Source organism: Kosakonia sp. BYX6, from assembly GCF_038449125.1.
In the GTDB taxonomy this organism is placed as follows: Bacteria; Pseudomonadota; Gammaproteobacteria; order Enterobacterales; family Enterobacteriaceae; genus Kosakonia; species Kosakonia calanthes.
In genome coordinates this window covers 1,374,495-1,386,935 of record NZ_CP151800.1, presented here as the reverse complement: position 1 = coordinate 1,386,935, position 12,441 = coordinate 1,374,495, and the positions used below count along the sequence as shown (strand labels likewise).

Below are 12,441 nucleotides of genomic sequence, written 5' to 3'. Positions count from 1 at the left end.
AATGACAGAACAGATTTCGGCGTGGTCACTTGGGCTGTTTGCGCTCTGCCAGGCGGCTGTTTTGCTGGCGCTGACGCCGCTGTTTACCGGCGTGTCGCGGCAAATTCGCGCCCGCATGCACTCCCGGCGCGGGCCGGGGATTTGGCAGGATTACCGCGATCTGCAAAAGCTGCTGAAACGCCAGGCGGTCGCACCGGCGTCGTCCGGCCTGATGTTCCGCGTGATGCCGTGGGTGTTACTGAGCAGCATGCTGCTGGTGGCGATGACGCTGCCGCTGTTGATCCGCACCTCGCCGTTTGCCGGGGCGGGCGATCTGATTACCTTGATTTATCTCTTCGCTCTGTTTCGCTTTTTCTTTGCCCTTTCCGGCCTTGATACCGGCAGCCCCTTTTCCGGCCTCGGCGCCAGCCGTGAGTTGACGTTGGGGATTCTGGTCGAGCCAATGCTGATCCTCTCGTTACTGGTGCTGGCGCTGCTGGCGGGTTCCACCAATATCAGCGCCATCAGCAACACGCTGGCAGCGGGCTGGATTTCGCCGGTAGCCACGTTGCTGGCGCTGCTGGCCTGCGGTTTCGCCTGCTTTATCGAAATGGGCAAAATCCCCTTCGATGTGGCGGAAGCAGAACAGGAGTTGCAGGAAGGGCCGCTGACCGAATACTCCGGCGCGGGTCTGGCGCTGGTGAAATGGGGGATTGGCCTGAAACAAGTGGTGATGGCCTCGCTGTTCCTCGCGCTGTTTTTCCCCTTCGGCAATGCCGCGACACTCAGCCCCGGCGCGATGGCGCTGTCGCTGGTCGTCACGCTGCTCAAGCTGCTGGTGGTGTTTGCGCTGGCATCGCTGGTGGAAAATTCGCTGGCGCGCGGGCGCTTTTTGCTGACGCACCACCTTACCTGGCTCGGCTTTAGTCTGGCTGCGCTCTCTTATGTTCTCTGGCTCACCGGTTTGTAAGGAGCACTGGCATATTATGGAAACTCTTGCTCTGACGACGTTGCTGCTGCCCTTTGTCGGCGCGCTGGTCGTCTCGTTGGCTCCCCGGCAAACCGCCCCGCAACTGGCCAGCGTTTTCGCGTTGCTGGCGACGGTTGCCACCGTGCTGCTGGCGTACCATTTTTACCGCGCGGGCAGCGAATCGGTGGATCTGCCGCTGCTGGCAGCGGGCCAGGTAGCGTTGTTTGGCATGCTGGTCGATCGCATCAGCACGTTAATTCTGTTTGTGGTGGTGTTTCTCGGCCTGCTGGTGGTGGTTTACTCCACCGGTTACCTGACCCGCGCCAACCGCGAACATCCGCATGATGGCAGCAACCGCTACTACGCGTTTTTGCTGATTTTTATCGGCGCGATGTCCGGGCTGGTGCTCTCTTCGACGCTGCTCGGGCAGTTGCTGTTTTTCGAAATCACTGGCGGCTGTTCGTGGGCGCTGATCAGCTATTACCAGAGTGAAAAATCCCAGCGCTCGGCGATGAAAGCGCTGCTGATCACCCACGTCGGTTCGCTGGGTTTATACCTGGCGGCGGCAACCTTGTTTCTTAATACCGGCACGTTTGCGCTCAGCGCCATCAGCCAGTTGCAGGGAACAGCGACGTATTTGGTCTACGGCGGCATTCTGTTTGCCGCGTGGGGCAAATCCGCGCAACTGCCATTACAGGCCTGGCTGCCGGATGCGATGGAAGCGCCAACGCCAGTGAGTGCGTACTTACATGCCGCGTCGATGGTGAAAGTCGGGGTGTATATTTTTGCCCGCGCGATTGCCGCGGGCGGCGAAGTCCCGCATGTCATTGGCTGGGTTGGCGTGACAATGGCGACGCTGACACTGGTGTACGGCTTTTTGATGTACCTGCCGCAAAAAGATATGAAACGGCTGCTGGCGTGGTCGACCATTTCACAACTGGCGTGGATTTTCCTCGCGCTGTCGCTCTCCACCTTCGGCTCGCCGTTAGCCTTCAAAGCCGGGATTGTTTACATCTTCAACCACGCGTTTGCCAAAAGCCTGTTCTTCCTGGTGGCGGGCGCGCTCAGTTTCAGTTGCGGCACGCGCATGTTACCGCGTCTACGCGGGGTCATGCGGACATTGCCGCTGGCGGGAATCGGCTTTTGCGTCGCCGCGCTGGCGATTACCGGCGTGCCGCCGTTTAACGGCTTTTTCAGCAAATTCCCGCTGTTCGCCGCCGGGTTTGCCCTCACTAACCACTACCCGATTTTGCTGCCGGTGATGATTCTGGCGCTGGTGGAATCCGTCGCCAGCTTCGGCTGGTTTATCTACTGGTTCGGGCGCGTGGTGCCGGGTGAACCGAGCGAAGAGGTGGCACAGGCCGCGCCGCTGCCTTACGCCATGAAATTGGTGCTGGTCATTCTTGTTGTGATGTCGCTGTGCTCAAGCGTGATTGCTGCGGCGTGGCTTGGATAAGGAATCGATGATGACGGGAACCTTGATCGTTAACAACCTGGCGGGGCTGATGATGTTCACCTCGCTGCTGGTCACCTGCGCCAGACGCTACGCCGTCTCTTGCTGGTTGTATGCCCTGCAATCGCTGGTGCTGGTGTCTATTTTCTTCACCCTGTCGCAGTTGCTGGACGCTGAGCAACTGCTGATGTGGTCGTTCAGCGCCTTCTTCACCAAGGTGCTGCTGGTGCCGCTGATCATGGGCTATGCGTTTCGCAAAATGGCGCCAGACGGCGCGGATGAAAGGCTGTTTGGCCCGGCAACGTTAGTGCTGATGGCGGCGGGCATTGTGCTGCTGTGCTGGTTTGTGGTGCGCCCAGTGCAGTTGCCGATGATCGCGCAACTCAAACCCGCGCTCGCCGTCGCGCTCGGCCACTTCCTGCTCGGGCTGCTGTGCATTATCAGCCAGCGCAATATTTTGCGGCAGGTGTTCGGCTACTGCCTGATGGAAAACGGCTCGCATCTGGTGCTGGCGCTGCTCGCCTGGCGCGCGCCGGAGCTGGTGGAAATCGGCATTGCAACTGACGCCATTTTCGCGGTGATCGTGATGGTGCTGCTGGCACGGAAAATCTGGCGCACCCACGGCACGCTGGACGTTAACAACCTTACGGCGCTGAAGGGATAACACCATGAGTCACGCATTGATGTTCACGTTGTTACTGCTGACGCCGTTAGTCATCTCCGCGTTGTGTTTCGCCTGCCGCCTGCGCGGCAACGCGGCGCGCACGCTTGTGACGGCTATACATACGCTGGGAATTACGCTGCTGTTGGTCATCGCCCTGTGGACAGTGACCGAAGCGGTGGGCGAAGGGGAAATCTTCGCCGCGCATCGCTGGCTGCACATCGACAGCCTGAGCGGTTTGTTCCTGTCGTTACTGGGCGTTATCGGCTTTCTCACCGGGCTTTATTCGATTGGCTATATGCGCCATGAAGTGGATCACGGCGAAATCAGCGTCCCGACGCTTTGTTACTACTACGGCTTTTTCCATCTGTTCCTGTTCACCATGCTGTTAGTGGTCACCAGCAATAACCTGATTGTGATGTGGGCGGCGATTGAAGCCACCACGCTGAGTTCGGCGTTTCTGGTCGGCATTTACGGCCAGCGTTCATCGCTGGAAGCGGCGTGGAAATACATCATCATTTGTACCGTTGGCGTCGCCTTTGGCCTGTTCGGCACGGTGCTGGTGTATGCCAACGCCGCCAGTTTTATGGCGCAACCGGAAAACGCCATCTTCTGGACAGAAGTGTTGAAAGAGAGCAGCCAGCTTGACCCGACGCTGATGGTGCTGGCGTTTGTGTTTGTGCTGATTGGCTTTGGCACCAAAACCGGGCTGTTTCCAATGCACGCCTGGTTGCCGGATGCGCACAGCGAAGCGCCCAGCCCGGTCAGCGCCCTGCTCTCTGCGGTACTGCTTAACTGCGCACTGCTGGTGTTGATTCGTTACTACATCATCATTTGCCACGCCATTGGCGACACCTTCCCGAACCGACTGCTGCTGATTTTTGGCCTGCTGTCGGTCGGCGTCGCCGCGTTTTTCATTCTGGTGCAGCAGGATATGAAACGCCTGCTGGCCTACTCCAGCGTGGAAAACATGGGGCTGGTCGCCGTTGCGCTCGGCATTGGCGGCCCGCTGGGGATTCTGGCGGCGCTGTTGCACACGCTCAATCACAGCCTCGCGAAAACCCTGCTGTTTTGCGGCTCCGGCAATGTGCTGCTCAAGTACGGCACCCGCAATATCGATGTGGTGTGCGGCATGTTGAAAGTAATGCCGTTCACCGCCGTGTTGCTCGGCGGCGGCGCGTTGGCGCTCGGCGGGATGCCGCCATTCAATATCTTCCTCAGTGAATTTATGACCGTCACCGCCGGGCTGGCGGCAGAACACCTGGCCGTCACGCTGCTGTTGCTGCTCTTGCTGACGCTGGTGCTCGGCGGGCTGGTGCGCATGGTGGCGAAAGTGCTGTTCGCCGCGCCGCCGCAGCAAGTCGCAACCGGCGAACTGGGCTGGCTCACCACCGCGCCGATGGTGGTGTTACTGGTGATGATGCTGGTGATGGGCACGCATATTCCGCAGCCGGTCAGCCGCCTGCTGGCGGGCGCGTCGAGCATTGTGTTGTCCGGCAACGATGAACATCCCACGCAGCTGAGCTGGCTGTGGGCCTCTTTTGACACCACCGCATCGCATCTCCAGGGAGAGTGAAAGTGAGTTATTTAGCCAGCGTGAATCTTCAGCAACCTCGCGGCAACGCCTGTCTTGCTGCGCTTAAACAACAGTTTCCCGGCGCGGTGCTGGATGAGGAGCGGCAAACCTTCGAACAAGTCACCATTACGGTAAAACTCAATCAACTGCCGGAAATTGTGCACTACCTCTATTACCAGCATGACGGCTGGCTGCCGGTGCTGTTTGGCAATGACGAACGAACTCTGAACGGCCATTACGCGGTCTATTACGCCCTGTCGATGGAAGGTGCGGAAAAGTGCTGGATCGTGGTGAAAGCGCTGGTCGATGCCGAGACGCGCGAGTTTCCGTCCGTCACGCCGCGCGTGCCGGCGGCGGTATGGGGCGAGCGTGAGATCCGCGATATGTACGGGCTGATCCCGGTCGGTTTGCCGGATCAACGCCGCCTGGTGCTGCCGGACGACTGGCCGGACGATCTGCATCCGCTGCGCAAAGACACCATGGATTACCGCCTGCGCCCGGAGCCAACCAGCGATACGGAGAACTATTCGTTTATCAACGATGGCGGCAATTCGGCGCGCATTGTGCCCATCGGCCCGCTGCATATCACCTCGGACGAACCGGGCCATTTCCGCCTGTTTGTTGATGGAGAACGGATTGTCGATGCTGATTACCGCCTGTTTTATGTCCATCGCGGCATGGAAAAACTGGCGGAAACCCGCATGGGTTATAACGAAGTGACCTTCCTGTCGGATCGCGTGTGCGGCATTTGCGGTTTCGCCCACAGCGTGGCTTACACCACCTCGGTGGAAAACGCCCTCGGCATTGTGGTGCCGCAGCGTGCGCATTCTATCCGCTCGGTGTTGCTGGAAGTTGAACGGCTGCACAGCCATTTGCTGAATATTGGCCTTTCCAGCCACTTTGTCGGTTTCGACACCGGGTTTATGCAGTTTTTCCGCATCCGCGAAAAGTCGATGACCATGGCGGAGTTGCTGACCGGTTCGCGCAAAACCTACGGTCTGAATCTGATTGGCGGTATTCGCCGCGACATTTTAAAAGAGCAGCGCGTCAAAACGATTCAGCTGGTGAAAGAGATGCGCGCCGAGGTGTCGCAACTGGTGGATATGCTGCTCTCGACGCCGAATATGGCGCAGCGTACTCAAGGTGTTGGCATCCTCGACCGGCAAGTCGCGCGGGATTACAGCCCGGTGGGGCCGCTGATCCGCGGCAGCGGTTTTGCCCGCGATTTGCGTTTCGATCACCCGTATGCCGATTACGGCAGTCTGCCGAAAACGCTGTTTACCTGGCCCGATGGCGATGTCTTTTCGCGTGTCATGGTGCGGGTGAAAGAGGTGTTCGATTCACTGGCGATGATTGAATTCGCCCTCGATAACCTGCCAGACACGCCGCTGCTGACCGAAGGCTTTCGCTATCAGCCGCACAAATTCGCCCTCGGCTATGTCGAAGCGCCGCGCGGAGAAGATGTGCACTGGAGCATGCTCGGCGATAACCAGAAGCTCTATCGCTGGCGCTGTCGCGCGGCGACTTATGCCAACTGGCCGGTGCTGCGTTATATGCTGCGCGGCAATACCGTTTCCGACGCGCCGCTGATTATCGGCAGCCTCGATCCCTGTTATTCGTGCACCGACCGCGTGACGCTGGTGGATATCCGTAAACGCAAATCGACCACCGTGCCCTACAAAGAGATCGAACGTTACGGCATTGAACGTCGCCATTCGCCGCTGAAGTAAGGAAAGAAACGATGCTGAAATTGTTGAAAACCATTCTCAGAGCGGGCGAGCCGACCGTGAAATATCCGTTCGCGCCGCTGGAGGTGTGCCCGGGGTTTCGTGGTAAGCCGGAACTCGATCCGTTGCAATGCATTGCCTGCGGCGCCTGTACCAATGCCTGCCCGGCAAACGCGTTGACCATGGAAACCGATACGGCGAACAACAGCCGCGTTTGGCAACTGTTTATTGGCCGCTGCATCTACTGCGGGCGCTGTGAAGAGGTTTGCCCGACGCGGGCGATCCACTTAACGGAAGAGTTTGAACTGGCAGTGACAAACAAAGCAGATTTGTACGTGCGGGCGACTTTCCGTTTGCAGCACTGCCGCGAGTGTGGCCTGGCGTTTGCCGCCGAAAAATCTGTCGCGCTGGCGGTTGAACTGCTAACGCTGAACCAAAACGCCCCGCAACAGGCTGACACCTTGCGGGCGCAAGCCGACCTCTGCCCGGCCTGCCGCCGACGCGCGGCGCTGGAACATCGCGGCAGCGACAACGTTCATTACTATTTTGAGGAGCGCGCATAAGTATGGAATCGAAAGTGCTCACGCAGCATGTCAGCCAGCCGGTGCAGCTTGACGACGCGGCGCAAAAAATGAAGCAGCTTCTGCTGCGCGATATCCAGCGTTCCGCCTACGTTTACCGCGTGGATTGCGGCGGCTGCAACGGCTGTGAAATCGAAATTTTCGCCGCCATTACGCCGCTGTTTGATGCCGAGCGTTTTGGCATCAAAGTGGTGGCCTCACCGCGCCACGCCGACATTTTGCTGTTCACCGGCGCGGTAACCCGCGCGATGCGCATGCCCGCCCTGCGCGCCTGGGAGTCAGCGCCGGATCATAAAATCGCTATCTCTTACGGCGCGTGCGGCGTCGGCGGCGGCATTTTCCACGATCTCTACTGCGTATGGGGCGGCAGCGACACCATTGTGCCGATTGATGTCTGGATCCCCGGTTGCCCGCCGACGCCTGCGGCAACCATTCACGGTTTTGCGGTGGCGCTGGGTTTGCTGGAGCAAAAACTGCACGCCGTTGACCACCAGCAAGCGGTGAATGAAACCGCCAGCGTGCGCTGGCCGACGCTGCCGCTGGCGCTGCGCGTCACGATTGAGCGGCTGGCGCGGCAACTGGCGGGTTACCGTCAGGGGCGCGAAATCACCGATCGGCTGTTCGCCCTGTTGACCGAAGGCGACGCCAGCCAGAGTACGCAGCGCGTCAATGGCTGGCTGCAACAAGCGGCCGATCCGCGCTTGACGGTGATCGTGCAGCAATTAATGGCGGAACTGGAGCGCAGCCATGTCTGAGTACATGACGAAAGTGATGTTCTGGACCCTGCGGCAAAAGTTTGTCGATGACAGCGTCGAGCTGGAAGAGAAAAGCCGCCAGGTGATGTACTACTCGCTGGCCATTGGTCACCACGTGGGGGTGATCGATTGTCTCAATGTGGCGCTGGAGTGCCCGCTCAGCGAGTATCAACACTGGCTCACGCTGATTGAAGATGCCGACGCACGGCGCAAAATGCAGGGGTTATTAACCTTTGGGGAAATCGTGATCGATGCCAGCCACGTCAATACGCTAGCGCCTTCGTTTGTCGCGTTGTCCAAAACGGCGGCGGAACCGTACCGAAGCTGGAGCCGCCAGCTATTACAACATTTGCAGGATATGGCGCACGAACCTGCGCTGTATCTGATGGTGCGGTTAGTCGCTTGAGCTATTTATCAGACAAATACTGGGGCATGTTCTTATACGTGAAGCGCTTAACACTACGAAAAGCATGGATATTGTACTCTTCCCCTTCATATCGAAAGATGGCGGGTAAATCTGGAAGGGTGGCGTATCCATGATCTTACAAGATGACTTTCAGGCTTCACTGCTTCGGGCATTTATCCCCCTGCCACCCCCTTTCAGCCCCGTCCAGTTCATTGAATTACGTTTTGATAACACGCACTTCTGGCGCTGCTTTGATGATGGCAGCGTCGCGCAAAGCGATCGCGAATACAGCGGCACGATCAGCGACAGTTCGCTGCATATGGTATTGCTCAATGGCGGCGAGATGGCGGAGCTGCGTTTTGTGCGCACCGATAATGGCACCTTCACCGACAAAGACAACGCGCTGTTTGCCTGGCTGGCGCGGCTCGCTGCGCAAGCGCTGGAAGAAAATGTCACGCGCGCGCAGTTAAGCCAGTCCGTCGCGTTGCTGCGCGAAGAGCGCGATCACCATCGGGTGCTGGTGGATATCACCAATTCGGTGTTGTCGCATTTGGATCTTGATGATCTGGTGGCCGATGTTTCCCGCGAGATCCACCGTTTTTTTGGCATCGATAATATTCGCATTGTGCTGCGCGATACCCTGCATTCACGCCAATTAGTGTGCCATGCCACCCATTTCCCCCACTGCCCGCCGGAAACTGAGCGCTTCCCATTACGCAGTGAAAGCGCGTTTCTGTTGGCGGCGCTGAATGACAACCAAAGCGCGATGCTACAACAGGCGCAGGATGAAACCTTGTGGTACAGCGATCCGCTGTTGCAGCAACTCACCCTGCAAGGGCTGAACACGCTGCTGGTGTTGCCGCTGGCCTTTAGCCGCCAGTCTACCGGCGTGCTGTTGCTGGCGCACCGCAACAACGCCATATTCAGCGAGCAAAACTGTCGACTGCTGCGCCAAATCGCCGACAGAATTGGCATCGCCGTCGATAATGCCGATGCGTACCGCACGGTGACGCATTTGAAAGAGAATCTGCACAGCGAAAACCGCAAGCTGAACGAGCAGATTTCGTCGAGCCAGACCTTCGGCGACATTATTTACCAGAGCGATGCGATGCGCGACGTGCTCCAGCAGGTCAATATTGTCGCCTTGAGTGACAGCACGGTGCTGATCCTCGGCGAAACCGGCACCGGCAAAGAGATCATCGCCCGCGCCCTGCACCAGATGAGCCCGCGCAAAGACAAACCGTTGGTGAAAATTAACTGCGCGGCGATTCCGTCGAGCCTGCTGGAAAGCGAACTGTTTGGTCATGATAAAGGCGCGTTTACGGGTGCGATCAATACCCACCGTGGGCGCTTTGAAATGGCCGATGAAGGCACGCTGTTTCTTGATGAAATTGGCGATATGCCCATCGAACTGCAACCGAAACTGCTGCGTGTGTTGCAAGAGCGCGAAATCGAGCGCATCGGCGGCACGAAAACCATTCCAGTAAATGTGCGCGTGATCGCCGCCACCAACCGCGATCTGCGCCAAATGGTGATCGACCGCGAGTTTCGCAATGATCTTTTCTACCGCCTGAATGTTTTCCCGTTGGTGCTGCCGCCGTTGCGTGAGCGCCCGGAAGACATTCCGCTGCTGGCGCGTTACTTCACGCAAAAACTGGCGCGCCGCCTGAATCGCACTATCGATACCATTCCCGCTGACACTATTCATCAACTGATGCGCTATGAGTGGCCCGGCAACGTGCGCGAGCTGGAAAATGTCATTGAACGCGCGGTGCTGCTCTCCAGAGATAATGTCCTCACTCTGCACTTGCACGCGCAACCGGCCAGCAGCATGGTTCAGCCGGTAACGCGCGATCCGTTTCCTTTCCCCCTGCCGAAAGTGGCAGAGATGATGCACCCCGAACCACCCGAAAACGATGAAGAGGAGCGCCAGCGCATTATTCAGGTGTTGCGCGAAACCAACGGCATCGTGGCCGGAACCCGCGGTGCAGCCGCCAAACTCGGGATGAAACGCACTACGCTGTTATCACGTATGCAGCGCCTCGGCATTGCGGTGCGCGAAGTACTCTAATCGTTATGTGAACCCCTTAACGCTCCGCGCGTTGCGGCTGGTATGCCCTATGCATATAAGGGCGGGTAAGGCTATTGCTGCGGCAATCGCCGACTCGCTTTTTGGCATGCATCAGGAGAATCAAATGGATACCGGCAACGCGTTTGACCTGCGACTTCCTGCGGAAATGGCAAAAGTCGCCGAGCAGTCAGGCTTATACAAAGTGACAAAAAAGAAGGAGTTGTCGTTCTTTCTCGCGGTCACGGCGGGCGTCTTTATTTCTATTGCCTTTGTTTTTTATATCACCGTTACCGCTGGCCCTGCCCCGGCGAGCGAGCTGGCGAAACTTGCGGGCGGCGTCTGTTTTTCTCTCGGCCTGATTCTGGTGGTGGTGTGCGGCGCGGATCTGTTTACCTCCACCGTGCTAACGGTAATGGCAAAAGCCAGTGGGTTGATTAGCTGGCGGCAATTGCTGGTCAACTGGTTGGTGGTCTATCTCGGCAATTTGGTCGGCGCGCTGTTCTTTGTCGCGCTGATTTGGTTTGCCGGTCAAGCGATGAGCAGCAATGGTTTGTGGGGGCTGAATGTGTTGCAAACCGCCGATCATAAAATGCACCACACCTTTATTGAGGCGGTTTGCCTCGGCACGTTGTGCAATTTGATGGTTTGCCTGGCGGTGTGGATAAGTTATTCCGGCCACACCTTAACCGACAAAATTATGGCGATGCTGTTACCGATCGGCATGTTTGTCGCCAGCGGGTTTGAGCACAGTATCGCCAATATGTTTCTGCTGCCGCTGGCCGTCATTATTCGCTATTTCGCACCGGAAAGTTTTTGGGCGGCGGTGCACACATCGCCAGATAACTTCCCGGCGCTGACGTTCAGCAACATGATTACCGCCAACCTGATCCCGGTGACGATTGGCAATATTATCGGCGGTGGCTTATTGGTCGGCGTGACTTACTGGATTATCTACTTGCGCAATACCCCGAACGGGCATTAGCGGGAAAGCCGGGCGGTGTTGCCGCCCGGTTGCGTCACTCTTCAATCACCGGCGGCGAATCCGGCCAGGCGTGGATCACCGCCTGAATCAGCGTGGCGAGCGGGATGGCGAAGAACACACCCCAGAAGCCCCACAGCCCGCCAAAGATGATCACCGACAGAATAATCACCAGCGGGTGCAAATTGACCGCTTCGGAGAACAGCACCGGCACCAGCAAGTTGCCGTCCAGCCCCTGAATAATCAAATACACCGCGAAGCAGCTCCAGAACTCGGTGCCAAGGCCGAACTGGAACAGCGCCACGCCGACCACTGGAATGGTCACCACAAACGCGCCGATGTAAGGAATCAACACCGAGAAGCCCACCAGCACCGCCAGCAGCAGCGAATAGTTGAGGCCAAACAGGATAAAACCAATCCACGTGGCGACGCCGACGACAATCATCTCCAGCACTTTGCCACGAATATAGTTGGTGATTTGCTGGTTCATCTCCTTCCACACTTGCCCGGCAAGACCGCGATTGCGCGGTAACACACGGCGCACGGCGTTGAGCATCTGCTCTTTATCTTTAACGAGGAAGAAGACCATTAACGGAACCAGCACCAGATAGACCGCCAGCGTTAACAGACCGACCAGCGAAGCCAGGGAGTATTTCACCACTGAATCGCCCATCGTCAGCATGCGCGAGCGCATATTTTCCGCCATCGCATCGATGATCCCGGCGTCCATTAATGCCGGGTAACGGCGCGGCAGCGTGGCGGCGAAATCAGAGAGTTTACTGAGCATGCCGGGCATATCGCGAATCAGGTAGATCCCCTGCTGCCAGGCAACCGGCATCACCACGAAGGCCATCACCATCAGGATGCCGACGAACAGCACCATCACAATGATGGCCGCCCAGGTGCGTGAACAGCCAACGCGTTGCAAACGTGCCGTCGGCCACTCAAGGAGATAAGCGATAACCAGCGCAACCAGTAGCGGCGCGAGAAGGCCGCTGAAAAAGAAGAGAATACAGAAACCCGCAAGCAGAATGACCAGCAGCGCAATCGCCTCCGGGTCGCTGAAGCGACGGCGATACCACTGCATCAACATTTCGAGCATAACGTTCCTTCATGAGCCTCACAGGCTGGGTTAAGAGTGGGAAGTGTATCGAAATGTCACAAAAAAGACTTCGCTTTTCGTAATCTTTCCGGGAAACATAACATTCCAATGAATGGGATGTTCAACCACCGCTAACGCGGCTACACTCGCAGGGCTGGAAAACCGGAACGAAGCAACCGAA

11 protein-coding genes are annotated in these 12,441 nt (G+C 57.8%); 10 read left to right on the top strand and 1 reads right to left on the bottom strand.

Annotation, left to right across the window (positions count from 1 at the left end):
- The first annotated feature begins 1 nt into the window (after window position 1).
- The 10 genes from AAEY27_RS06495 (at window position 2) to focA (ending at window position 11,161) form a co-directional block, all read left to right on the top strand.
- A complete protein-coding gene (locus AAEY27_RS06495) occupies window positions 2–949 on the top strand; it encodes a respiratory chain complex I subunit 1 family protein (RefSeq protein WP_342324069.1) in 948 nt (315 codons plus the stop codon).
- 16 nt (window positions 950–965) lie between these two features.
- Window positions 966–2,405: a hydrogenase 4 subunit D gene (locus AAEY27_RS06490; protein WP_342324068.1), complete on the top strand. Its 1,440-nt coding sequence runs from the start codon at window positions 966–968 to the stop codon at window positions 2,403–2,405.
- 10 nt (window positions 2,406–2,415) lie between these two features.
- The gene (gene hyfE / locus AAEY27_RS06485) at window positions 2,416–3,066 is read left to right on the top strand and encodes a hydrogenase 4 membrane subunit (RefSeq protein ID WP_342325488.1); all 651 of its coding nucleotides are present in this window, start codon (window positions 2,416–2,418) and stop codon (window positions 3,064–3,066) included.
- Window positions 3,067–3,070: 4 nt separating this feature from the next.
- Window positions 3,071–4,639 carry a hydrogenase 4 subunit F gene (gene hyfF / locus AAEY27_RS06480; protein WP_342324067.1) on the top strand — a complete coding sequence of 523 codons (1,569 nt, stop codon included), beginning with the start codon at window positions 3,071–3,073 and terminating at the stop codon, window positions 4,637–4,639.
- Window positions 4,640–4,659: 20 nt separating this feature from the next.
- A complete protein-coding gene (locus AAEY27_RS06475) occupies window positions 4,660–6,369 on the top strand; it encodes a hydrogenase large subunit (protein ID WP_342325486.1) in 1,710 nt (569 codons plus the stop codon).
- Window positions 6,370–6,380: 11 nt separating this feature from the next.
- The gene (gene hyfH / locus AAEY27_RS06470; protein WP_342324066.1) at window positions 6,381–6,929 is read left to right on the top strand and encodes a hydrogenase 4 subunit H; all 549 of its coding nucleotides are present in this window, start codon (window positions 6,381–6,383) and stop codon (window positions 6,927–6,929) included.
- 2 nt (window positions 6,930–6,931) lie between these two features.
- A complete protein-coding gene (locus AAEY27_RS06465; RefSeq protein ID WP_342324065.1) occupies window positions 6,932–7,702 on the top strand; it encodes an NADH-quinone oxidoreductase subunit B family protein in 771 nt (256 codons plus the stop codon).
- The gene (locus AAEY27_RS06460) at window positions 7,695–8,108 is read left to right on the top strand and encodes a formate hydrogenlyase maturation HycH family protein (protein ID WP_342324064.1); all 414 of its coding nucleotides are present in this window, start codon (window positions 7,695–7,697) and stop codon (window positions 8,106–8,108) included. Before AAEY27_RS06465 ends, AAEY27_RS06460 begins: the two co-directional genes overlap by 8 nt.
- Window positions 8,109–8,238: 130 nt before the next feature.
- Window positions 8,239–10,179: a sigma 54-interacting transcriptional regulator gene (locus AAEY27_RS06455; RefSeq protein ID WP_342324063.1), complete on the top strand. Its 1,941-nt coding sequence runs from the start codon at window positions 8,239–8,241 to the stop codon at window positions 10,177–10,179.
- 124 nt (window positions 10,180–10,303) lie between these two features.
- The gene (focA, locus tag AAEY27_RS06450) at window positions 10,304–11,161 is read left to right on the top strand and encodes a formate transporter FocA (protein ID WP_342324062.1); all 858 of its coding nucleotides are present in this window, start codon (window positions 10,304–10,306) and stop codon (window positions 11,159–11,161) included.
- A 34-nt stretch (window positions 11,162–11,195) separates the two neighbouring features.
- On the opposite strand, the gene AAEY27_RS06445 is transcribed toward focA, so the two are convergent.
- Window positions 11,196–12,260, bottom strand: a complete 1,065-nt coding sequence (locus tag AAEY27_RS06445; protein ID WP_342324061.1) for an AI-2E family transporter — start codon at window positions 12,258–12,260, stop codon at window positions 11,196–11,198.
- Between the last annotated feature and the right edge of the window lie 181 nt (window positions 12,261–12,441).

What these genes read in the sequence shown, in the direction of transcription:
- hyfE (WP_342325488.1), top strand. Translation starts at nt 2,416, where the DNA reads ATGACGGGAACCTTGATCGTTAACAACCTGGCGGGGCTGATGATGTTC.
- AAEY27_RS06495 (WP_342324069.1), top strand. Translation starts at nt 2, where the DNA reads ATGACAGAACAGATTTCGGCGTGGTCACTTGGGCTGTTTGCGCTCTGC.
- hyfH (WP_342324066.1), top strand. Translation starts at nt 6,381, where the DNA reads ATGCTGAAATTGTTGAAAACCATTCTCAGAGCGGGCGAGCCGACCGTG.
- hyfF (WP_342324067.1), top strand. Translation starts at nt 3,071, where the DNA reads ATGAGTCACGCATTGATGTTCACGTTGTTACTGCTGACGCCGTTAGTC.
- AAEY27_RS06465 (WP_342324065.1), top strand. Translation starts at nt 6,932, where the DNA reads ATGGAATCGAAAGTGCTCACGCAGCATGTCAGCCAGCCGGTGCAGCTT.
- focA (WP_342324062.1), top strand. Translation starts at nt 10,304, where the DNA reads ATGGATACCGGCAACGCGTTTGACCTGCGACTTCCTGCGGAAATGGCA.
- AAEY27_RS06490 (WP_342324068.1), top strand. Translation starts at nt 966, where the DNA reads ATGGAAACTCTTGCTCTGACGACGTTGCTGCTGCCCTTTGTCGGCGCG.
- AAEY27_RS06445 (WP_342324061.1), bottom strand. Translation starts at nt 12,260, where the DNA reads ATGCTCGAAATGTTGATGCAGTGGTATCGCCGTCGCTTCAGCGACCCG.
- AAEY27_RS06460 (WP_342324064.1), top strand. Translation starts at nt 7,695, where the DNA reads ATGTCTGAGTACATGACGAAAGTGATGTTCTGGACCCTGCGGCAAAAG.
- AAEY27_RS06455 (WP_342324063.1), top strand. Translation starts at nt 8,239, where the DNA reads ATGATCTTACAAGATGACTTTCAGGCTTCACTGCTTCGGGCATTTATC.